The organism is Nesterenkonia aurantiaca (assembly GCF_004364585.1).
Taxonomy (GTDB): Bacteria; Actinomycetota; Actinomycetes; order Actinomycetales; family Micrococcaceae; genus Nesterenkonia; species Nesterenkonia aurantiaca.
On the sequence record NZ_SOAN01000001.1, the window covers coordinates 508,975 to 529,630 of the forward strand.

Annotated in this window: 19 protein-coding genes and 1 tRNA gene; 5 read left to right on the forward strand and 15 right to left on the reverse strand. The window is 66.7% G+C overall.

The window, feature by feature from the left end; translation table 11 throughout:
* Positions 1-8: 8 nt before the first annotated feature.
* The 7 genes from EV640_RS02260 to EV640_RS02290 all read right to left on the reverse strand — a co-directional run bounded on the left by EV640_RS02260 (position 9) and on the right by EV640_RS02290 (position 9,172).
* Positions 9-1,310 (reverse strand): ABC transporter permease, encoded by a 1,302-nt coding sequence (locus EV640_RS02260; protein ID WP_235180976.1) that lies wholly within the window; start codon positions 1,308-1,310, stop codon positions 9-11.
* Positions 1,307-2,674 (reverse strand): ABC transporter permease, encoded by a 1,368-nt coding sequence (locus tag EV640_RS02265; protein WP_036474600.1) that lies wholly within the window; start codon positions 2,672-2,674, stop codon positions 1,307-1,309. Before EV640_RS02265 ends, EV640_RS02260 begins: the two co-directional genes overlap by 4 nt.
* 23 nt (positions 2,675-2,697) lie before the next feature.
* Positions 2,698-4,287, reverse strand: a complete 1,590-nt coding sequence (locus tag EV640_RS02270) for an ABC transporter ATP-binding protein (RefSeq protein ID WP_036474601.1) — start codon at positions 4,285-4,287, stop codon at positions 2,698-2,700.
* 43 nt (positions 4,288-4,330) lie between these two features.
* Complete coding sequence (locus EV640_RS02275; protein ID WP_133725659.1) at positions 4,331-5,416, reverse strand: BMP family lipoprotein; 1,086 nt, start codon at positions 5,414-5,416, stop codon at positions 4,331-4,333.
* 143 nt (positions 5,417-5,559) lie between these two features.
* Positions 5,560-6,927 carry an MFS transporter gene (locus tag EV640_RS02280; protein ID WP_133725660.1) on the reverse strand — a complete coding sequence of 456 codons (1,368 nt, stop codon included), beginning with the start codon at positions 6,925-6,927 and terminating at the stop codon, positions 5,560-5,562.
* A 30-nt stretch (positions 6,928-6,957) separates the two neighbouring features.
* Positions 6,958-8,352 carry a hypothetical protein gene (locus tag EV640_RS13660; protein WP_208292158.1) on the reverse strand — a complete coding sequence of 465 codons (1,395 nt, stop codon included), beginning with the start codon at positions 8,350-8,352 and terminating at the stop codon, positions 6,958-6,960.
* A 190-nt stretch (positions 8,353-8,542) separates the two neighbouring features.
* Positions 8,543-9,172 (reverse strand): hypothetical protein, encoded by a 630-nt coding sequence (locus EV640_RS02290; protein ID WP_133725661.1) that lies wholly within the window; start codon positions 9,170-9,172, stop codon positions 8,543-8,545.
* Positions 9,173-9,298: 126 nt separating this feature from the next.
* On the opposite strand from EV640_RS02290, the gene EV640_RS02295 reads away from it, so the two are divergent.
* The 3 genes from EV640_RS02295 (at position 9,299) to EV640_RS02305 (ending at position 11,375) form a co-directional block, all read left to right on the forward strand.
* A tRNA-Lys gene (locus tag EV640_RS02295) sits at positions 9,299-9,374 on the forward strand.
* A 357-nt stretch (positions 9,375-9,731) separates the two neighbouring features.
* Positions 9,732-10,349, forward strand: coding sequence for a DUF47 domain-containing protein (locus EV640_RS02300; protein ID WP_036474602.1), 618 nt, complete (start codon positions 9,732-9,734; stop codon positions 10,347-10,349).
* A 15-nt stretch (positions 10,350-10,364) separates the two neighbouring features.
* Entirely contained in the window at positions 10,365-11,375 is a 1,011-nt protein-coding gene (locus tag EV640_RS02305) for an inorganic phosphate transporter (RefSeq protein WP_166645845.1), read from the forward strand.
* Between the two features lie 73 nt (positions 11,376-11,448).
* Here the strand turns inward: EV640_RS02305 and pstB are convergent, their stop codons facing one another.
* The 4 genes from pstB to pstS all read right to left on the reverse strand — a co-directional run bounded on the left by pstB (position 11,449) and on the right by pstS (position 15,678).
* Positions 11,449-12,228 (reverse strand): phosphate ABC transporter ATP-binding protein PstB, encoded by a 780-nt coding sequence (gene pstB, locus EV640_RS02310; protein ID WP_133725663.1) that lies wholly within the window; start codon positions 12,226-12,228, stop codon positions 11,449-11,451.
* A 53-nt stretch (positions 12,229-12,281) separates the two neighbouring features.
* A complete protein-coding gene (gene pstA / locus EV640_RS02315; RefSeq protein WP_133725664.1) occupies positions 12,282-13,490 on the reverse strand; it encodes a phosphate ABC transporter permease PstA in 1,209 nt (402 codons plus the stop codon).
* On the reverse strand, positions 13,490-14,425 hold the full coding sequence (gene pstC / locus EV640_RS02320; RefSeq protein WP_036474604.1) for a phosphate ABC transporter permease subunit PstC: 936 nt from the start codon (positions 14,423-14,425) through the stop codon (positions 13,490-13,492). The genes pstA and pstC overlap by 1 nt, the downstream gene beginning before the upstream one ends.
* 131 nt (positions 14,426-14,556) lie before the next feature.
* A complete protein-coding gene (gene pstS, locus EV640_RS02325) occupies positions 14,557-15,678 on the reverse strand; it encodes a phosphate ABC transporter substrate-binding protein PstS (RefSeq protein ID WP_133725785.1) in 1,122 nt (373 codons plus the stop codon).
* A gap of 272 nt (positions 15,679-15,950) precedes the next feature.
* On the opposite strand from pstS, the gene EV640_RS02330 reads away from it, so the two are divergent.
* Positions 15,951-17,096 carry an FUSC family protein gene (locus EV640_RS02330; protein WP_235180979.1) on the forward strand — a complete coding sequence of 382 codons (1,146 nt, stop codon included), beginning with the start codon at positions 15,951-15,953 and terminating at the stop codon, positions 17,094-17,096.
* Positions 17,097-17,122: 26 nt separating this feature from the next.
* Here the strand turns inward: EV640_RS02330 and EV640_RS02335 are convergent, their stop codons facing one another.
* The 4 genes from EV640_RS02335 to EV640_RS02350 all read right to left on the reverse strand — a co-directional run bounded on the left by EV640_RS02335 (position 17,123) and on the right by EV640_RS02350 (position 19,331).
* Positions 17,123-17,629, reverse strand: a complete 507-nt coding sequence (locus EV640_RS02335) for an amino-acid N-acetyltransferase (RefSeq protein ID WP_036474606.1) — start codon at positions 17,627-17,629, stop codon at positions 17,123-17,125.
* Positions 17,630-17,695: 66 nt separating this feature from the next.
* The gene (locus EV640_RS02340; protein WP_133725665.1) at positions 17,696-18,394 is read right to left on the reverse strand and encodes a hypothetical protein; all 699 of its coding nucleotides are present in this window, start codon (positions 18,392-18,394) and stop codon (positions 17,696-17,698) included.
* Between the two features lie 35 nt (positions 18,395-18,429).
* On the reverse strand, positions 18,430-18,978 hold the full coding sequence (locus tag EV640_RS02345) for an arsenate-mycothiol transferase ArsC (RefSeq protein WP_084479462.1): 549 nt from the start codon (positions 18,976-18,978) through the stop codon (positions 18,430-18,432).
* Positions 18,978-19,331, reverse strand: a complete 354-nt coding sequence (locus tag EV640_RS02350; protein WP_051501019.1) for an ArsR/SmtB family transcription factor — start codon at positions 19,329-19,331, stop codon at positions 18,978-18,980. Before EV640_RS02350 ends, EV640_RS02345 begins: the two co-directional genes overlap by 1 nt.
* A gap of 273 nt (positions 19,332-19,604) precedes the next feature.
* Between EV640_RS02350 and arsB the strand changes: the two genes are divergently transcribed.
* The gene (gene arsB / locus EV640_RS02355) at positions 19,605-20,636 is read left to right on the forward strand and encodes an ACR3 family arsenite efflux transporter (protein ID WP_424991608.1); all 1,032 of its coding nucleotides are present in this window, start codon (positions 19,605-19,607) and stop codon (positions 20,634-20,636) included.
* The last annotated feature ends 20 nt before the right edge of the window (positions 20,637-20,656 follow it).

The following is a 20,656-nucleotide window of genomic DNA, read 5'->3' on the forward strand; positions in this document are numbered from 1 at the left end:
CACCTGCGCTATTTCACATACGGGGTGCCGTTGGCCGCAGGGGGCCGGACCCGCCCCACGAAGCCTGCCACCGCGAGGATGGTGATCAGATAGGGCAGCATCAGCAGCGCCTCCGAGGGCACGGGTGTCCCGATGGTGGCCAGCGTGTTGCCCAGCGAGGTGGAGAAGCCGAACAGCAGCGCGGCCAGCAAGGCTCCGATGGGGTGCCAGCGGCCCAGGATCATCGCGGCCAGGGCGATGAAGCCCGCGCCTGCCGACATCTCCTTGCCGAAGGCGAGTCCCTGCCCGATGGTGAAGAACGCGCCGCCGAGACCGGCGATCGCCCCACCCAGGATCACGTTGTAGACCCGCATCCGGTTGACCTTGATGCCCACGGTGTCCGCGGCCTTGGGGTGCTCGCCCACCGCACGGGTGCGCAGCCCCCAGCGCGAGCGGAACAGGAAGAAGTTGAGCAGTCCCACGATGAGGTACATCAGGTAGACCAGGATGGTCTGGTTGAACAGCACCGGGCCGATGACCGGGATCTGCGAGAGTCCTGGGATCGGCAGTCGCGGCAGCTGCTGCCGGGCATTCCACAGCTCGGGGTTCTGGGTCAGCGCGGTGGAGAAGAGGAACCCGGTCAGTCCGATGATCAGCACGTTGAGCACCACGCCGACGATGATCTGGTTCACCTGGTACTTCACCGAGAAGAACACAAGCAGCGCGCCGACCAGCGCGCCGGCGATCGGGGCGAAGACCAGTCCCATGTAGGCGCTGGTGAACACCGAGGCGGCGACGGCGGCCAGGAAGGCGCCGGCCAGCAGCTGGGCCTCGATCGCGATGTTGATCACGCCGGAACGCTCGCCGACGAGTCCGCACATGGCGCCGAAGATCAGCGGCACCGAGAGCGCCAGCGCCCCGGTGAGCATGGTGACCAGCGGGATGACGGCACCTCGGTCGGCGCCGGCCCAGACCAGGAACGCGAGCACGAAGAGCACGCCGAAGAGCAGCGGCAGCCACAGGCGGGTCTGCACGCGACGTGACGCCTGCCAGATCGCGAGGCCGGCCAGCGCCACCAGGATCACCGCGAGGATCCAGCCGGCTGGACGTGACGGCAGCTCCACCAGCGGGATCTCGAAGAAGTCTCCGCCCGAGGAGAGGCGGAAGTGGGTCCGTGCACCCGCCGGAATGGTCAGCGCGAAGAGCACCGCGAGCGCGGCCAGCACCGCGTAGGTGATCGGGTACTTCCAGGAGATCGGACGGACTCCGGTAGCCGACTGCTTGAGCGGGTCGGCCTGGACGGCAGCGGTGCTCACGGTCTGTTCGCTCACTTGCCAGGCTCCTGTGTCGAGGTGCTCGGGGACTCGGCGCTCGGAGGTTCGGCGCTCGATGCCTTCGAGGTGGAAGCGGTCTGCAGCTCGGGCTGCCTGGCCGAGGATGTGGCGGCCGAAGCTTCGGTCTTGCGTCGTGCGCTGCGTCGGCGGATCCGGGGGCGTCCATCGGCGTGGGGCAGGAAGAAGATGGCCCGCACCAGCGGCGGTGCGGCGATCATCAGCACGATCACTGCCTGCAGGACCAGCACGATGTCGATCGGGGTGCCGGTCTGCGCCTGCATCAGCACGCCGCCGGCGCGCAGCCCGCCCAGCAGCAGACCGGCCAGGAAGGTGCCCAGGGGCTTGGAGCGGCCGAGCAGCGCCACGGTGATGGCATCGAAGCCCAGGGTGCCCGCCACACCGCCGGCGAGTCGATATTCGGTGCCCAGCACGTGGGCGGCGCCGCCGAGACCGGCGAGGCCACCTGCGATCACCAGCACCAGCGCGGTGGCCTTGGGCACGTTGATCCCGGCGGTGCGCGCCGCCTCGGGGTTCTCCCCGATGGCGCGGAACTCGAAGCCCAGCGTGGAGCGTTCCAGCAGCCACCAGACCCCGATGGTGGCCAGGATCGCGATGAGGAACCCGGCGTGGAGCCGGAAGCCCGAGCCCAGCAGCGAGAAGAGCTGGGCGGATTCATCCACTGAGCTCGAGAGCGGCTGGTTGGAGCCGGTCTGCTTGTACCACTGCTGCTGCAGCAGCCAGGCGAGCAGGTAGATGGCGATGTTGTTGAGCATGATCGTCACGATCACCTCATTGGCCCCGGTGCGAGCCTTCAGCACACCGGCGATCCCACCCCAGATGGCACCGCCGAGGATGCCGCCGGCGAGGGCGAGCAGCACGTGCAGCCCCGTGGGCAGCGACAGCGCGTAGCCGAGGAACCCGGCGGAGGTGGCGCCCAGGATGATCTGGCCCTGCCCGCCGATGTTCAGCATGCCGGAGCGGAAGCCGATGGCGATGCCGAGCCCCGCGAGGATCAGCGGCACCGAGTAGACCATGGTCTCAGTCAGGGGCCGGATCGACCGAGCCGCCGAGGGGGCCTGCCAGTCGAAGACTGCCCCGCGGAACAGCGCGGAGTAGGCCTCGCGCAGCACCTGGAAGGAGGTCTCCAGGAAGGCAGTGGGCTGGGCGAAGAAGTAGCTCAGGCTGGCCTGGACATCGCGGTTGGCGGCGAGGATCAGCACCGCGCCGACCACCAGGGCGACGACGACGGCGAGGACGGTGACCACCCAGGAGGTCTGGCCCAGCTCGCGCAGGGCACGCGAGAGCCGTCCCTCAGCCTCGGCCCACGGGCTCTGCTGCTCGGGCTTCGGGGCAGGGGTCATCCCCTGCTGGGACCCTGATGCGCTCACTGGTTCTCCTCTGCTTCGGCCTGCTCATCGGCCTCGGCCAGCACGGTGTGGTGGGTGGCGGCCTGGGCCTGCGCCTCATCGGCAGGCACCCCGGCCATCATCAGGCCGAGCACGTCGCGGCTGGTGCTGGCCGGCACGATGCCTACGACCTTGCCGCGGTACATGACCGCGATCCGGTCGGCAAGGTTCAGCGCCTCGTCAAGCTCGGTGGAGACGATCAGGCACGGCGTGCCCTTGTCACGCTCCTCGATGATCGTACGGTGCACGAACTCGATCGAGCCGACGTCGAGGCCGCGGGTGGGCTGGCTCGCCACGAAGAGCCGCAGGTCGCGGCTCATCTCACGGGCCAGCACGACCTTCTGCTGGTTGCCTCCGGAGAGGGTGGAGATCGGGTCGTCCACGGTGCCCATGCGCACGTCAAAACGTTCGGCCTGGGTCTGCGCGGCCTCGCGCATGACCGGAAGACGCAGCGCCGCATTGCCGGGGCCCCCGGAGTACGGCGGCCGGTCATACATATCCAGCACGTAGTTCTCGGTGATGGTGAAGGCGCCGATGACGCCGTCGGTGCTGCGGTCCTCGGGCACGAAGCCCAGTCCTGAGGCCAGGCGTTGCTTGACGCTGAGCGGGGCGAGATCCTGGTCGTCGAGCAGGATGCTGCCCGCCACCGGGGTTCGGAGCCCGAGGATGGTCTGGGCCAGCTCGCTCTGGCCGTTGCCGTCGACCCCGGCGATCACTAGGATCTCGCCGCGCCGCAGGGAGAGATCGACGTCGTCCACGACGACCTTGTCTGCACTGCTGAGCACGGTCAGCCCGCGCACCTCGAAGCTGACCTCACCGGGATCGGCCGGCTCCTTCGCGGTGGTCAGGTTGACCTCACGGCCGACCATCAGCCCGGCCAGCTCGGTCTCGGTGGACTGTGGCGAGGTCTCCCCCACCACGGCGCCGCGCCGGATCACGGTGATGCGGTCTGCCACCGCGCGGACCTCGCGCAGCTTGTGAGTGATGAAGACGATGGAGGTGCCGGAGTCGCGCAGCTGGCCCATGATGGTGATGAGCTCGTCGGTCTCCTGCGGAGTCAGCACTGCGGTGGGCTCATCGAGGATGAGCACCTTCGCGTCGCGGGAGAGCGCCTTGATGATCTCCACGCGCTGCTGAGCACCGACGGGGAGGTCCTCGATGCGCGCATCGGGGTCCACGTCGAAGCCGAAGCGCGCGGAGATCTCCAGCACCTTCGCCCGGGCCACGGCCATGTCCATGATGCCCGCCGCGCGGGTGGGCTCGTAGCCCAGCGCGACGGACTCGGTCACGGTGAACACCGGGATCAGCATGAAGTGCTGGTGCACCATGCCGATCCCGGCGGCCACTGCGTCACCGGGCCCGTTGAAGCTGACCTCCCTGTCATCCAGCAGAATCTCACCCTCGTCGGGGCTGTAGAGCCCGTAGATGGTGTTCATCAGCGTGGACTTGCCGGCCCCGTTCTCGCCGAGCAGGGCATGGATCTCGCCCGGTGCGACGGTGAGGGAGATCCGGTCGTTGGCAGTGAAGGAGCCAAACCGCTTAGTGACCCCTCTGAGCTCAAGCTTCATCGCTGCGGTGTCGCCAATCAGTTATTCGTCGGTGAGGATCGGGTCAGGACGGGGCGTTCTCGGACTCGATGGCGGTGTCGCCATCGATGATCTCCTGGCGCAGCTGCTCGATGGCCTCTGTCACCTCGGAGGGCACCTCGTCCTCGAAGTCGTGGAACGGCGCCAGGCCGACACCCTCGTTCTCCAGGGTGCCCACGTAGGACTCGTTGCTGAAGCCGTCCTGAGTGCCCTCTTCGATGGTGGCGTAGACCGACTGACCGATCTCCTTGAGCACCGAGGTCAGCACGATGTCGCCGTAGTCGGTGGACTCGTAGCCGTCGGAGTCGACCCAGATCATCTTGGCCTCGGCCGCCTCCAGGGCGGGTCCTGCGCCGACGCCGGCGTTGCCGGCAACAGGCATGATGATGTCAGCGTCCTGGCTCAGCAGCTGCTCAGTGACCTCGCGGCCCTGGGTCTGGTCGCTGAAGTCACCGGAGAAGGACCCGGTCTGGCCTTCCTTGTCCCAGCCGACCAGCTCGACGTCGCCGTCGTTGTCCTCGTTGTAGCGCTCCACACCGTCGGCGTAGCCGTCCATGAAGACCGTCACCGAGGGGATCTGGATGCCGCCCCAGGTGCCGACGACGCCGGTCTCGCTCATCGCGGCGGCCACGTAGCCGGCCAGGTAGGCGGCCTCACCGGTGTTGAAGACCAGCGGCTTGGCGTTCTCGAGCTCTTCACCCTCTTCGAAGTTGAAGTAGGAGTCGATCAGCGCGAAGTCTGTCTCCGGGTTCGCCTCGGCGGCCTCCCGCAGTCCCTCCTCGAGCAGGAAGCCGACGCCGAAGACGACGTCGCAGTTCTGCTGGACCATGGTGTCCACGTTCGGGCCGTATTCGGACTCGGCGGTGGACTGCGCGTCGGCGGAGTCGACGCCGAGCTCGTCGATGGCCATCTCCAGGCCTTCGAAGGCGGACTGGTTGAAGGAACGGTCGTCCCAGCCACCCTCATCGGAGACCAGGCAGGCCTTGTAGTCGACCTCTTCGGCGGCGGCGCCCTCGCCGTCCTCCTCGGGAGCCTCTCCACAGGAGGACAGGAGCAGTGCTGCGGCGGCCGTCGCGGCGATGGTGCCGCGGGTCTTGAAGGACCTCTTCATGGGGCTCTCCTCATGGTGCAAGAACGGCACCTCTACGGGTGCCGAGAAACGAGTGATGCAGGCAATAGTACGTCACATTTTCACCTCAAACATTGCCCGGAAGTTTCCGTGATGTTCACCGGCTCGAGCCGGAAGAGCCGCGCTCAGTCGAGCTGTCTGGCGGTGGTGTCGGGAGCGAGCCTGAGCATCAGCAGCACCGCCAGCACCACGCCGATCAGGCAGATCCCGAAGGCTCCGGCCAGACCGAAGGTCGGCTCCATCCAGGCGATGAAGAGCAGCGGGCCCAGTCCGGCACCGATCCGCGAGATGGTCGAGGCCCAGCCGAAGCCGGATCCGCGCAGCTCCGTGGGGTAGAGCTCCGAGACGTAGGTGTAGAGCACCGGGATCGCGATCTGGATCACCATCCCAAAGCCCAGCAGCAGGATCAGCACCGCCGTGGGCAGGTGCATGGTGAGTCCAAGAATCACCAGCATCGCGGTGGCCAGCGGCGCGGAGAACGCCAGCAGCACCCGGCGTCCGGTGATCTCCACCAGCACCGTGGAGATGACGACCCCGATGAGTCCGACGGCGGCCATTCCTGCGGTGCGGATGAACGCCTGATCCTGCTCATACCCCGCCTCGATGAGCAGCGTGGGCATCCACTGGATCGCGATGTAATAGACGGTCATGATCGCTAAGAAGAGCACCCAGGAGACGGTGGTGACCCGCCAGCCATGCGCCCAGACGAGCCTCAGCTGCTCGCCCACCGCACGGAAGCTCAGCTTCGCCGGGGCCTGGGTGGTCTCCAGGGTGTACGCCCGGACCGGAGCCCCGGTGCGGGCCACCATGGAGTCGATGACCTTGCGCGCCTCTTCCATCTGCCCCTGGCGCATGAGATACATCGGGGATTCAGGCACGAAGAGCCGCACCGCGAAGACCAGCAGGGCGGGCAGGATCATGGCCAGCAGCGGCAGCCGCCAATCCCCCCAGGTCCCCACCAGCCAGGCCGAGACGAAGCCCGCCAGGGCCGCGCCGATGGGCCACCAGCCGTCCATGGCGGTGAGCACCCGTCCGCGTTGTTTGGCCGGGGTGAACTCGCCCACCAGGGCGTAGTCCACCGGGATGCAGCCGCCGAGGCCAACGCCTGCCAGGAAGCGGAAGAGCACGAACCACTCCAGGCTTCCGGTCATGGCACCGGCCACGGTGAACAGCGAGAAGATCAGCAGCGTCCAGGCGAACGCCTTCTTGCGCCCGATCCGGTCAGCGATCGTGCCCCACATGACGGCGCCCACCGCCATGCCGATCAGGTTGGCGGTGCCGATCCAGGCAGCATCCGAGGGGGTCAGGTCCCACTCCTCGGAGAGCAGCGGAATCAGGATCCCGTTGAGCGAGACGTCCCAGGCATCGAACATGAATCCCAGCCCACCGATGAGGAAGATTCGGCCCTGGGTGTTCCATCGCCAGGGCAGGCCCTGCAGGACCGATTCACCGGTGGGCAGCGCCGTGGAGGGATTCGCAGTGTTCTGGTGCACGAGGAGAGTGTAAGCCCGCACCGGGGAGCATTACTCCCAGATGACCTCCAGCTCATCGGCGGTCATGTCGACCATGGGGCGCCCGAGTGTGCCCGGATCCCCGAAGTACAGTTCGTAGAGGCTGGTCACACCGTCCTCTTTGGCTTCATATTCCACATCGACGCGGCCGCTGAAGTACTCGGCACCGACCAGGGTCGGCGTGGAGTAGCTGGGCTCCGGGGTCAGTCGCTGAAGCTCCTGGTCGGTCTCGGCCGGCAGTGAACGCGAGATGCTGCCTTCGATCACGGTGGCTCCGGAGGCGTCTTCGGGCATGTCGAGGCCGCAGCCGGCTTCCAGGTCTGTGGAGGCCACGCATTCCTCGACCTCGCTGAGGATCAGCTCGCGCCAGGTCTCGGTGGCCTCCTCGGTGAGTCCGACATCGAGCGTGCTGGCACTGGTGTAGCTCTCCGTCACCTCGACCAGGCCGTCGCCGTCGATGGTGAAGTTCTCGTCATCGATGGCGATCTCGTAGATCAGCCCGAGGAAGACGGTGACCTCGGAGCCGGACACGGGTTCGCCGTTGACCGTGGTCTCCAGGTCACCCAGATCTGGCTGCATCAGCGTCGCAGCGCCGTCGATCTCCCAGGAGTCGGTGTCGTTGTTCTGGTAGGTGTAGATCCGCTTGGTCACAGCGGCGTCGCCGAGGGTGTAGCTGACCTGGACCTGGTGAGAGAACGCGAGGTCTTCGGTGATCTCCTCCTCGGCCACCTCCACCTCGGTGATCGGGGCCAGCTCCAGTGAGGCAGCGAGCACCTCCTCGGTGAGGTAGGTGGTGTCTCCGGCGTCATAGACCAGGGAGCGCGCGGCTTCCGCGTCGCCCTCGGCGAGCGCGGTGAAGTAGGACTCGACCGCAGAGTAGGGGGTCTCGGCGTCGGTCTCGACGCTCCCGGAGTTCTCGGACTCCTCGGCGGCTTCGGTGTCACTGGCCGCTTCGGCGTCACCGGTCTGATCCTCAGCCTCGGCAGACCCGCCGCCGGTGAGCATCATGACCAGGGCGATGATCACGCCCACCACGACGACGCCGGACACGATGAGCCCGATCAGCAGGCCCTTGCCGGGTCCCTTGCCTCCGCCACTGGGCCCACCGGGACCCTGCGGGTACATCGGGCCCCCGGGGCCCTCGGGGTAACTGGGCCCGCCAGGACCCTGCGGCCCCTGGGGATATCCGTGCCCGCCGGGAGGCTGCGGGTAGCCCGATTCGCCGAAGCTGCCCTGGCCGTAGCCCTGGTCGTACCCGGGCTGGCCCTGCTGACCGTAGCCCTGGTCGTACCCGGGCTGGCCCTGCTCACCGGAGCCCGGATGGCCGTCGGCCGGCTGATGCCCGCCTGGCGGAGTGAAGCGATCCCACTCTGGTTCCCGGCCAGAGTTCGGCTGCTGATCTGTCATGGTGCGCCCCTTGGTGCGGCCAGCGAGAGCTGGTCGTGACTGGTTCCGTACGCCGAAGCCCCCCGGCCCCGGTCGGCGACACACTGCATCTGCTGGACCCGCGCGTCGCGACTTCCACAATACCTTTAGAAAAGTCAGAAACCAGGTTTCTGCACCAGTAGATTTACATTTTTCGCGAGAAAAATCCCGATCAGTCGAGGGTTCCGGCGCGACAGCCTCTGGCAGCGCTCTCCAGCTCCTCCGCGGTGCGCAGCAGCTGGTCGGCCCGCTCGGTGAGGCGCTGAGCGGATTCGGGACTGTGCCGCTCTGAGCCCCCCGCCCAGAGCGCCTGGCCGCGGGCGATCACTCGGCAGAACGCCCCGGCCCGGTCGAAGGCCGAATCGATATCGCCGCGGTACATGCCTGCCAGCACCAGATCAGCCAGACGGTTCATCTCCTGCGCAGTGGGCGGCTCGGCCACTCCTGCGATCGCGTGCGGCGCCGAGTCGGTCTTGCCCAGCTGGTAATACTCACTCATCCGCTGCGGGTCCTTGTTCACCGCGGCTCGGATCGCGTAGATCCTCCAGAGGCCACCGGCCAAGGAGTGCGCCGGGGAATCTGACCAGAGCTCGGCGATCGCTTCGATGCCTTCGGTCTCGGCCAGCCGGATGAACCGCTCGGTGACCTCGGGATCGTCGGAATCGCGACCGTGAAAGACCAGCGCATGGGCGGTGTCGTGGGCCGCCTGGGAGATGATGGCAGGATCCGCGCCGCCTTCTCGCTGATCGAAGGCTGCCGGCTCGGTGTAGCGCGGCCGGCGGTGGCGGGGCTGGCTGGTCATCGCGTCCTCCTTGGAGAGATTCGCTTCGGTCTGTGAGCCGCTGAACTGCCAGCCCACATCGTGTCCGTCATTATGCCGCAGGCCCCGGCGGCGATACCATAGGGGAGGTCTTCAGCGGCTCCACAGGGGCCTTTAGCTCAGTTGGTAGAGCATCGGACTTTTAATCCGCTGGTCGCGGGTTCGAGTCCCGCAGGGCCCACCATAGTCCTCCGTTGGAGACAGATATACCCAGGTCAGCGCTCAGCGCAGACCTGGGTATATCTCTTGAGGGCCCCGATTCAGAGCTGGTCCTGCCGCCCAGTTGACCGCATGCAGGGACAGGGAGCACACTGGAGGTGTGCCGGGCCGCGGTAACCCCCGGGCTCCATTATTGAGCCGCTTCGAGCGGCCCCGCGCCGTGAGGCGTTCCCGGCCCGGCACACCTCAACGCTCTTGAGCCCGCTCATTGGAGACATCCCCCTCACGGCGGACCTTTCCAGGCCGCTCAGCCGAATTCATCTTGGCGCTATACACTCGTGGCCGACACCTCGACACTCGTTCACCTGGGGAAATACACCGCATGATCGCACGCAGAGGCCAGCGCAAGCCTGAGGCCACAGACCTTCTGGCGAGCATCGCCCGTGAGGTGCGTGCCGGGGTGCAGCTGATCTCACAGCTGCTGGGCAGCCCGAACGAGGAACGTGCCGTGCTGCGCGAACAGCTGCTCGGCCTGGAGGGCCGGGCAGTGGACCTGCACTTCAACCTGATGACTCATATACGCAGCGTCTTCCTGACTCCGCTGCCCCGGCACGACATCTACGCGCTCTCCCAGCAGCTGAACCGGACCATGGAGCATGTGGTCGCCGCCGGGGACCTGATCCTTGCCCGCCCGCATCTGAGCCTGCCCAGCCAGAGCGCCGAACAGCTAGAGACGCTGAGCCGCCAGCTGGACCTCACGGTGGCCGCGATGTCCCGGCTGGAGGACTTCGACCTGCTTGAGGACTACTGGATCCAGATGCAGCGTCTGACCAAGCAGGCGAACCGAACCCACCGGGCGTGGATGACCAGCACGGACAACGCGTTTCAGCCGAACATCGCGCTGCAGCAGGCGCAGATCGCGGATGCGCTGCTCGCCGCGATCGACGACCAGCGAGCTGTGGCGGTCACCGCCGGTTCCATCATCGTGCGCGAGTCCTGAGGCACCCGCGTGGAGATGATTCTGCTCGGGCTCATCTGCCTGACGCTGATTCCCAATGCATTCATCGCTGGACTCCACGACGTACCCAACGCGATCGCCATCCCGGTGCGCACCAGAGCGCTGACACCTCCGGCGGCTACGAGACTCGCGGCGGGATTCAACACCCTCGGCGTGCTGCTGGCCCTGCCGCTGGGAATCTACCTCTACACCTGGTTTGAGTTCCCGCAGATGGAGCCGCGACTGCTGCTCGCCGTCGTCTTCTCCGCCGCCCTGGCGCTGTTCGGCTGGAACCTCTTCACCTACCTGCGCGGGATGCCGACGTCGACCACTCACGCCCTGCTGGCTGGCTTCCTCGGCGGCACGCTGGCCGCCGCCGTCGTCGCGGATCTCGACTTCGAACAAGTTCTTGCGATGCCCTGGGCCGGAGCGGCGCTGACGCTTCTGCTGTCTCCGCTGGCCGCCTTCGGGCTCGCATATCTGCTGGTCTTCGTGGCCGTTCGCTTCGCCCGCGGCGAGGATCCGGATGCGGTCAACACGACATCACGGATGACCCAGGCGGTGAGCGTGGGCGTCACCTCCCTGGGCACCGGGCTGCAGCAGGGACAGCGGTTCTCCTTCGTGCTGCTCACCGCCCTGGTCGCGGCAGAGGTCGATGATGCGCAGATGTGGCTGCCCTACGCCTACGTCGGATTCGCCCTGATGATCGGCGCCGGCTGCCTCAGCGGCGGCTGGCGGATCGGGCACACGCTGGGTCACCGCCTGGTGGAGATAGATCCGCTGCGCGGAATGGTGGCGACCACGTCCACCTCGGCGCTGCTGTTCATCGGATCGCTCGGCTTCGCGCTCCCGCTGTCCACATCGCTGACCGCGGCCTCGACGGTGATCGGGGCCGGTTCGAACCAGCGCTTCACCACCGTGCACTGGCGGCAGTTCCGCCGCATCTGCCGCTACTGGGTGCTGACCCCGATCGCCGCCGGCACTGCCACGGCGGTCTTCACGCTTGCGCTCAGTCCGCTGCTGGGCTGAGCCGAGACAGGAACCCCAGCCGAGGGCGGGCCCACGACCGGGGGTCAGCCTCCACTGGCCGGCTCCCCGGTGCTCAGCCGAAGCGTCCGGAGACGTAGTCCTCGGTGGACTTCTCCTGCGGGGTGTTGAAGATCGCGGTGGTGTCGCTGTATTCGATGAGCTTCCCCGGCTTGCCGGTGCCGGCGATGTTAAAGAACGCGGTCTTCTGCGAGACCCGTGCCGCCTGCTGCATGTTGTGTGTCACGATGATCACCGTGTAGTCCTGCTGCAGCTCACCGATCAGGTCCTCGATGGCGAGCGTGGAGATCGGGTCCAGCGCGGAGCACGGTTCGTCCATGAGGATGACGTCGGGCTTCACCGCGATGGTCCTCGCGATGCACAGCCGCTGCTGCTGGCCGCCGGAGAGGCCTGAGCCCGGGCGGTCCAGCCGATCCTTGACCTCGTTCCACAGATTCGCGCTGCGCAGCGAGGTCTCGACGATCTCCTCGGACTCCGACTTCGAGAGCCGGGCGCCGTTGAGCTTATAGCCGGCCAGCACGTTCTCTCGGATGGTCATGGTCGGGAACGGGTTCGGACGCTGGAACACCATGCCTACCTGGGTGCGCACGGTCACCGGATCCACCCCGGGATCGTAGATGTCCTCCCCGTCAAGCAGCAGCTGACCCTTCACCCGGGCGCCGGGAAGGACCTCATGCATCCGGTTCAGCGAGCGCAGGAAGGTGGTCTTGCCGCAGCCGGAGGGACCGATGAAGGCTGTCACCGCTTGGGCATCGATGCTCATGTTAATGCCCTCCACCGCCAGGAAATCACCGTAATAAACGTTGAGATCAATGACATCTACTCGCTTAGACATGTCTGATATTCACACTTTCTCTGGAAAGGACGATGGGGCCGCGGAGGCTGTGGTCAGCGTCCGGCCTGCTTGGGGGCAAAGAGCTTGGCGATGAGCCGCGCGAAGAGGTTCAACCCCATCACGATCAGGATCAGCACCAGTGCCGCCGCCCAGGCGCGCTGCTCCGAGGGGTCCGAGAAGTTCGGCGAGGTCGGGTTCTGGAACTGCCGGAAGATGTAGACCGGCAGCGCGGTCATCCAACCCTGGAACAGGTTCCAGTTGGTGTTGACCACGAACCCGGCGGTGACCAGGATCGGGGCCGTCTCGCCGATCACCCGGGCGATGGCCAGGGTGACCCCTGAGGCGATGCCTGAGATGGCGGTGGGCAGGACCACCTTCAAGATGGTCCGCCATTTGCGCACGCCCAGGGCGTAGGAGGCTTCGCGCAGCTCATTGGGCACCACTCGGAGCATCTCCTCGGTGGTCCGGACCACCACCGGAACCATCAGCACCGAGAGCGCGATGGCCGCGGTGATCCCGAGGGTGGAGCGCTGGGTGGTGAGCAGGCCCGTGACCCCGCTGAAGACCGAGAGGAACCAGGCCATGGCCGCACCGGCGAAGAGCCCGGCCACGATGGAGGGGATGCCGGTCATCACGTCGACGAAGAACGTGATAGCCCGGGACAGCGGCCCACCCTTGGCGTATTCCACCAGGTAGATCGAGGCGAGCAGACCGATCGGCACCGAGATCGCGGTGGCGGCCAAGGTGATCAGCAGCGATCCGATCAGGGCATGGGCGATGCCACCGAGGACCGGCGCGCCTTCGGTCTGGGACGCCTGGTCCACCAGCCCGGTGATTCCCTGCATGTCGGAGACCATGAAGCCCGGCGTCATCAGACCCGGGATGCCGACCGAGGCCACCGACCAGATCACCGAGACCAGCGGCATCAGGGCAATGAGGAAGGCGAGGTAGACCAGGTTGGTCCAGAGGCCGTCGGTGGCGCGTCTGCGGTTCACCCGGGTGCGGGTGACGATGTAGCTGCTGATCACGTAGATCACCGCGGTGAAGATGAAGAATGTGGCCAGATTGAATCCCAGCAGGGCCGAGAGCGCCGCGCCCAGAATGACGGATCCGCCGAGCATGACGATCCACAGCCAGGACGGCAACGTGTTCTGCGTCAGGGAGCTGCGCCGCGGCACCCCGTTGCTGGTGGGCTCGCTGAGGCCTGGCGCACCGGAGGGGCCCTGGACCGAGGCCGGCGTCGGAGTTGGGGTCTGTGTCATCAGTTGGCTCCCGAGAATTCCTTGTGGCGGCTGACGATCCAACGGGCTGTCATATTGACCAGCAGCGTGATCAGGAACAGGACGAGGCCGATGGCGATGAGCTGGGCCTGACGTTCCGAGCCCGGCGGAGCTTCGGGGAAGCCCAGAGCGATCTCTGCCGGAATCGTGCTGTTCCCGCTGGAGATCAGAGAAGCGGTGAGCATGCCTGGGGACAGTACGAGGGCCACCGCCATGGTCTCGCCCAGAGCCCGACCGAGGCCCAGCATGATGCCGGAGATGATGCCGGCGCGCGCAAACGGGAAGACCGACATCTTGATCATCTCCCAGCGGGTCGCGCCCAGCGCGAGCGCCGCCTCTTCATGCAGCTTCGGGGTCTGGATGAAGATCTCGCGGCAGACCGAGGTGATGATCGGCAGAATCATGACACCCAGCACGACGCCGGCGGTGAAGATCGTGCGTCCGGTCTGGGACGGGTCGCCGGCGAAGAGCGGAATGAATCCAAGGTTCTCGTGCAGCCACCCATAGACCGGGATCAGCGCCGGCCCGAGGAAGCTCATGCCCCACGCGCCATAGACCACCGAGGGGATCGCGGCGAGCAGATCGATCACATATCCGATGCTCTTGGAGAATCGCGGCGGGGCGTAGTGCGAGATGTAGAGCGCAACACCGACAGCAATCGGCGCGGCCAGGATCAGCGCGATGAAGGAGGCGATGAGCGTGCCGATCACCAGCGGATAGGCGTAGTCGAGGAACGCCGTGAGGATCCAGCCGCCCTGGTCCTCCTGGTAGACCGCATCCCGTGAGTTCACCGTCAGGAACAGTGCCACGAAGGCCAGGGTGAGCAGGATGAGGACGCCGGCGGAGAGCGTCAGCGCGGAGAAGACGCGGTCTCCGGCGACTCCCCGCTTATCGGACTGAGTCAGTGAGCTGGTCACCTGGTCTGCCTCTCAGATCTGTGTGGTTGATGCTTGATGACACGTGCACGGACGCCGGGCGGTCAGAGTCTGAACTCCGACCCGACCACCCGACGTCCGTGGGACTCACGTTGTGCAGCGACTGCTCAAGCTCACTCGGAGACCGTGATCGCCGAGAGCGACTCCATGGCGCCGTCGCGCAGCTCATCGGAGATCGGGGCGTTGCCTGCGGCACCTTCGGCGGTGGCCTGGCCGTCCTCGGAGATGACGTACTCACCGAAGGCGGTAGCCAGGTCGGCGGTCTCCTGGTCGGGGTACTCGTTGCAGAAGATGTGGTAGCTCACCAGGACCACCGGGTAGGCGCCGGACTCCTCGGTGTTGCGGTCCAGCTCGTAGGCCATGTTGTTCGACGCCTGGCCCTCGACCGGGGTGGAGGAGGCCACGGCCTGGGAGGCGGCCTCGGGTGAGTACTCGACGTATTCCTCGCCGACCTGCACGGCGACGGTGGTGAGGTCACCGATCTGGGAGGCATCGGCGTAGGTGATCGCACCGTCGGTCTCGGAGGTCAGGCCGACGACGCCGGAGGTCTGCTGGGCTGACTCTGCGGCGATCTCGCTGGGCCATTCGCCGGAGACCTCGTAGTCCCAGTTCTCCGAGGCGTTCGCGAGGTAGTCCACGAAGTTCTCGGTGGTTCCGGAGTCGTCTGCGCGGTGCACCACCGAGATCGGAGTGGCGGGCAGCTCGATGTCCGGGTTGTGCTCGGCGATGGCTTCGTCGTCCCAGCTGGTGACGTCACCGGCGAAGATGGCGGCGATCGTGTCGGCATCGAGGTTCAGCGTGTCCTCGATGCCCTCGACGTTGAATGCCACCGCCACCGGGGAGATGTAGGAGGGGATGTGGAACGCGCCCTCTGGGCCGCAGACCTCCTGGGAGGACTCCCACTCCTCATCACTCATCGCAGCGTCGGAGCCCGCGAAGTCGTACTCACCGCCGAGGAAGCCGTCGCGGCCGCCACCGGAGCCCACGGATGCGTAGTTGACCTGAGCATCAGGGGCCACGGAGGTGAAGCCGTCGGTCCAGGCAGTCATAGCTGCTTCCTGGGATGAGGCGCCGCCGCCCACAAGGGTGCCCGCGACCTCGCTGCTCGCGCCGTTCTCGCCGCCCTCTGCGTCGCTGCCCCCGGCATCCGGGTTGTTGGACTCGCCGCAGCCCACCAGGGCCAGGGTTGATACGGACAGGATGGCCGCCGCGCGACCGAAGCTCTTCATCTTCACGTTGTCTGTGCCTCTCTGAGGTTTCATCAGGCGCCGATATGCGCCGTTTGAAGGAGTCTGTGCGGTTCACCAGGGGTGCGTCCTGCGAACCTCGCATCACACTAGGCACCACAGGTGACCCTGGACCGCTGAACAGGTGACCGTGGCGCTCACTTAAGGTGAACGCTTGGTGAACTGGCGCGCCGTGCCGGTGTGTCCTATGACATGGCCAAGAACGGCCAGGTGTGAGGCACCTCGTATCCCCTTGGGTGTGCGCCGCCTACACTCATGGGGTGACGACCGAGCGCTCCATTCCCCGCCCGCTGGACCGGGCGCGCCGCTTCACCCGACGCCGATTCCGGGTCGGGGTCCGCAGGATGCGACGCTCGGTGATTCCTGCTCTGCAGATGACCGTGGCCGGCGTGGGTGCCTACACGATCGCAGAGCGGGTGCTGGGCCACGATGATCCGCTCTTCGCCGCCATCGCCGCGCTGATCGCCCTGGGCTTCACCAAAGAACCACGAATGCGCAAGGTGCTCGAGGTCAGCGTGGGCTGCACGCTGGGCATCCTGATCGGCGACCTGTTGCTGCATCAGCTCGGCTCCAACCTGGGCACCGCCACGCTGGTGTTGTTCCTGTCCATCATGTTGGCCCGCTTCTTGGACTCCGGGCCGGTGTTGGCCATGCAGATGGGGCTTCAGGCCCTGCTGGTGGTGCTGATACCACCCCCGGAGGCCGCCGCGCTCGGCCCGTTCACACGCAGCCTGGACGCGATCATCGGCGGCGCGGTGGCGATGGTGATCACGCTGCTGACCCCGAAGGATCCGCGCCGCGAGCCGATAGCTGAGCTCAAGAGCGTGGTGGACGCGATGACCGCCTCGCTGCGCGACGTCGCCGAGGCGGTGCGGAACTCGGATTCACGACAGGCCTGGCATTCACTGATCCGTTGCCGCGGCCTGCAGCCACAGATCGATGAGCTGCGCAACGCGGTGCGCTCAGCCAAGGAGCTGACCGTCTTCTCCCCGGCCTACCGCAAGCACCGCCACTATGTCCGGCATATGGCCGAGGTCGCGGACCAGGTGGACCTCTCGGTGCGCAGCATGCGGGTGGTGGCGCGCCGGATCATCAGCACCGTGGACCACGCCACGCTCAGCGACGAGGCGGTGGAGAACCTCTCGGCGGTGCTGGACGAGTTCGCCGACTGCTCGCTGCTGCTCTCCCAGGCGGTCTCGGAGCCCGGCTCGGCCTATACCCACCGGATGAACACCGCGCAGGAGGGACTCTCGGCACTGGCTCAGCGACTGCACCCGAAGTCCCTGGGGATCGGGACGCTGGAGGGCGAGACCGTGGTGCTGCTGCTGCGCACGCTCGTGGTGGACATGCTGCAGGCCGCAGGATCCAGCCATGAAGACGCCCGCGAGCAGCTCCCCGAGCTGTGAGGTTCCGGGCTGTGCGGCCCCAGAGATCAGAGCTGCAGGATCATCCGGGTGTTGCCCAAGGTGTTGGGCTTGACCCGGGCGAGGTCGAGGAACTCCGCGACACCCTCATCGGGTGAGCGCAGCAGCTCGGTGTACACCTCCGGGTCCACCGCGGCCTGGTCATCCATGATCCCGAAGCCATGCCGGGTGAAGAACTCCACCTCGAAGGTCAGACAGAACACTCGGCTGACGCCGAGGGTGTGGGCTCGCGTGGTGAGCTCCTTGAGCAGTCCGGATCCCACGCCGTGTCCGCGCCAACGGGAATCGGTGGCCAGGGTGCGCACCTCGGCGAGGTCCTTCCACATCACGTGCAGGGCGCCGAACCCGATCAGGCTGCCGTCCTGGGCCTCGGCCACGACGAATTCCTGGATCGCCTCGTAATAGGCGACGGCCTCTTTGGGCACCAGCACGCGCTGGTCCACCAGAGGTTCAGCCATGCCCATGATTGCGGCGACGTCGGCAGTGCGCGCCGGTCTGATGATGAAAGAACCCATCGAGACAGTCTAGGCGCGGACCCGGCATCGGCGTGCTGTTCCGGCCAAGCGCCAGACCTGGCGGGATCAGCCTTCGTTCAGCCTGAAGTCATGCGGCTCCGAGCGGACGCCGCTGAGGCTCACCGTCAGCGCATAGCTGCCAGGATTCAGCTCGGCCGGCTCGGCGCAGTCCTCGGCCGAGTCTGAGCGGGGCCAGGTGAAATGCGCCTGTTCCACCTGACCGGGCTCGAGCTGCACGGGAAGCGACTCGCGGGAGACGGAGCATTCTGCGGTGGAGAAGATGACGGCCCCGCCATGTTCGATCAGGAACTCCTGCTCTTCGGTGCCCAGGTCAGCTTCGCAGGCATAGTCGGCGGTATTCTTCACCTCCATCACCAGCATCGGGGCGTAGCCAGGCCCGTAGGACTCCGAGCCCGTGGAGGCGCGGACCTCTAGATCGCCGGTGCGGCAGCTCCCGTCCTCGGGGGGCTGGTCCTGGGACGGTTCGGGCTCGGAGTCAGGAGCCTCGGCCTCCTCGGGGTCTTCGGAGCCGGGCTCCGATCCGTCCTCGTCCGCTGGCTCGGAGCCGGTCGAGTCGGGACCCGCGTCAGCGTCTTGACCTGTGGAGTCCGGGCCCGATTCGGCTTCCTGCGACTCCTGCCCGCCGCCCATCGCAAGGCCCACGAGCCATCCTGCAAGCACCAGAAGCACCACTGCGAGCACCCCGACGAGGATGCGACGACGCCTGTAGACCTCGGCAGACTGCCGCCTTCGCTGGGAACCCATGGCCCCAGGTTAGCGGAGGAGACTGGCGCTGTTTCTCAGCCGAGCAGGCGCTCCCGGAGCTCCCGCACCCGCAGGTGGATGTCATCGCGGACCAGCTCCATCCGCTCGCGCCCTTCGATGCCGCGCGCACTGGGCTCGTCGAGCTCCCAGCGTTCGATCTTCACGCCTTCGAGCGCGTCGACCTCGGCCTCGGCACCGAGGATGACGACGTGCCCAGCCTCACGCATCGCCTCCGGCGTCAGCTGCGTGGGGGCCTCACCAGCGATGTCGGCACCGACCTCCGCGAGCACCTCTGCAGCGAGCGCATTGACCTTCGAGCCTGGCTGCGTGCCGGCCGAGGAGACGACGACGGCGCCCCCGAGTCCTGCCGCTGCAAGGTCCTGGCGCATCAGCCCGGCCGCCATCTGCGATTTGCCGCCGTTCTTCACGCAGACGAAGAGCACCGCTGGATTCTGGGAACGCTCGGTGGGCTCTGACACCGGAGCAACCTCTTCCTCGGCGCCGCGGACCGGTTGATCGGAGGGGCTGGTGGAGTTCTCCGGGGTGGTCTCGGGTGCTGAGTGGTTCGTCGTGGTCTCGGGCATCAGGGTGTGGTCCAATCGGTCAGGGAGTTGAAGAGGTCCTGCAGAGCCCCTGGCACCACCGAGTAGTAGGACCAGGTCCCGCGCTTCTCACGCGTGAGGAACCCGGCGTCGACCAGCACCTTCAGGTGGTGGGAGACAGTGGGCTGACCCAGGCCGAGCGGCTCGGTGAGGTCACAGACGCAGGCCTCCCCGGCCGCATCGGCGGCGATCAGGGTGAGCAGGGTGAGGCGATTCGGATCTGCGAGCGCCTTGAATCCCACGGCGAGCTCGGCGGCGCCCTCGGAGTCCAGTGCGACACGATCTTCCGGCGACTGCGGATCCTGCGGCACCTTGCAGTCGATCTGGGCGGTCATCGCTTCTCCTCCAAGGTTCGGCCTGGTCTGCTCGAGCTGGTCTGCTCGAGATCCATTCTCCGTCCAGGGGCGGCTTCTGCGCATATCTTCCCCCCGCACATCTCATGGATTGACATCCATCGATATTCCTGACGATACTCGGGGCATCGAAGTTTGTCGATCTTCCCAGGAGTGCTTGTGAGCCAGTCTGCCCCATCCGTCCCCGACGCTTCGGCCGTGGTGGCCAAGCTCTCGGTGCTGGATCGTTTCCTCCCGGTCTGGATCATCGCCGCCATGGGGCTGGGACTTGCGCTGGGCGCCGTCGTCCCCCAGGTGGGCGTGGCCATGGAGTCCATGGAGGTTGCCGGAGTCTCACTGCCCATCGCTGTGGGTCTGCTGATCATGATGTACCCGGTGCTCGCGAAGGTGCGGTACAACGAGACCGGTCGGGTGCTGAAGGACAAGAAGCTGGTCATCACCTCGCTGCTGATCAACTGGGTCTTGGCCCCGGCGTTCATGTTCGTCCTGGCCTGGGTCTTCCTGGCCGATCTGCCGGAGTACCGGACCGGCCTGATCATCGTGGGGCTTGCCCGATGCATCGCCATGGTGCTGATCTGGAACGATCTGGCCTGCGGTGATCGTGAGGCGGCAGCGGTGCTTGTGGCGATCAACTCGGTGTTCCAGGTCTTCATGTTCGGCGTGCTGGGCTGGTTCTACCTGCAGGTCCTGCCGAGCTGGCTCGGGCTTGAGACCACCTCGGCCGAGTTCTCCATCGTCGCAATCACCGTCTCGGTGCTGGTCTTCCTGGGCATCCCGCTGCTGGCGGGCTACCTCACCCGGACCCTGGGCGAACGAGCCCGCGGTCGCGAATGGTACGAGGCCAAGGTGCTGCCGAAGATCGGCCCCTGGGCGCTCTATGGCCTGCTCTTCACCATCGTTGTGCTCTTCGCGCTGCAGGGCGAACAGGTGCTCAGCAGCCCGATGGACGTGGTCCGGATCGCGGTGCCGCTGCTGGTCTACTTCGTGGTCATCTTCGCCGCCTCCATGGTCATCGGCTGGATGCTGCGGATGGGCTACGAGCGCACCACAACGCTGTCCTTCACCGCGGCCGGGAACAACTTCGAACTCGCCATCGCCGTCTCGATCGCCACCTTCGGCGCCACCAGCGGGCAGGCGCTGGCCGGAGTGGTCGGCCCACTGATCGAGGTTCCGGTCCTGGTCGCGCTGGTCTACGTGGCCCTGTGGGCCCGCCGGTTCTTCACCGGTTCGAACATCGCGGCCAAGCAGGAGAGCCCGATCGCCGCAGCCGCCCCTCACAGTCTCTGACCTTCGCCCCCTCTATTCGG

Excerpts from the sequence above, each read along its gene's own strand:
- EV640_RS02265 (WP_036474600.1), bottom strand. The coding sequence starts at position 2,674 with ATGACCCCTGCCCCGAAGCCCGAGCAGCAGAGCCCGTGGGCCGAGGCT.
- EV640_RS02270 (WP_036474601.1), bottom strand. The coding sequence starts at position 4,287 with ATGAAGCTTGAGCTCAGAGGGGTCACTAAGCGGTTTGGCTCCTTCACT.
- EV640_RS02275 (WP_133725659.1), bottom strand. The coding sequence starts at position 5,416 with ATGAAGAGGTCCTTCAAGACCCGCGGCACCATCGCCGCGACGGCCGCC.
- EV640_RS13660 (WP_208292158.1), bottom strand. The coding sequence starts at position 8,352 with ATGACAGATCAGCAGCCGAACTCTGGCCGGGAACCAGAGTGGGATCGC.
- EV640_RS02290 (WP_133725661.1), bottom strand. The coding sequence starts at position 9,172 with ATGACCAGCCAGCCCCGCCACCGCCGGCCGCGCTACACCGAGCCGGCA.
- EV640_RS02300 (WP_036474602.1), top strand. The coding sequence starts at position 9,732 with ATGATCGCACGCAGAGGCCAGCGCAAGCCTGAGGCCACAGACCTTCTG.
- EV640_RS02305 (WP_166645845.1), top strand. The coding sequence starts at position 10,365 with ATGATTCTGCTCGGGCTCATCTGCCTGACGCTGATTCCCAATGCATTC.
- pstB (WP_133725663.1), bottom strand. The coding sequence starts at position 12,228 with ATGTCTAAGCGAGTAGATGTCATTGATCTCAACGTTTATTACGGTGAT.
- pstA (WP_133725664.1), bottom strand. The coding sequence starts at position 13,490 with ATGACACAGACCCCAACTCCGACGCCGGCCTCGGTCCAGGGCCCCTCC.
- EV640_RS02335 (WP_036474606.1), bottom strand. The coding sequence starts at position 17,629 with ATGGGTTCTTTCATCATCAGACCGGCGCGCACTGCCGACGTCGCCGCA.
- EV640_RS02340 (WP_133725665.1), bottom strand. The coding sequence starts at position 18,394 with ATGGGTTCCCAGCGAAGGCGGCAGTCTGCCGAGGTCTACAGGCGTCGT.
- EV640_RS02345 (WP_084479462.1), bottom strand. The coding sequence starts at position 18,978 with ATGCCCGAGACCACGACGAACCACTCAGCACCCGAGACCACCCCGGAG.
- EV640_RS02350 (WP_051501019.1), bottom strand. The coding sequence starts at position 19,331 with ATGACCGCCCAGATCGACTGCAAGGTGCCGCAGGATCCGCAGTCGCCG.
- arsB (WP_424991608.1), top strand. The coding sequence starts at position 19,605 with ATGGGGCTGGGACTTGCGCTGGGCGCCGTCGTCCCCCAGGTGGGCGTG.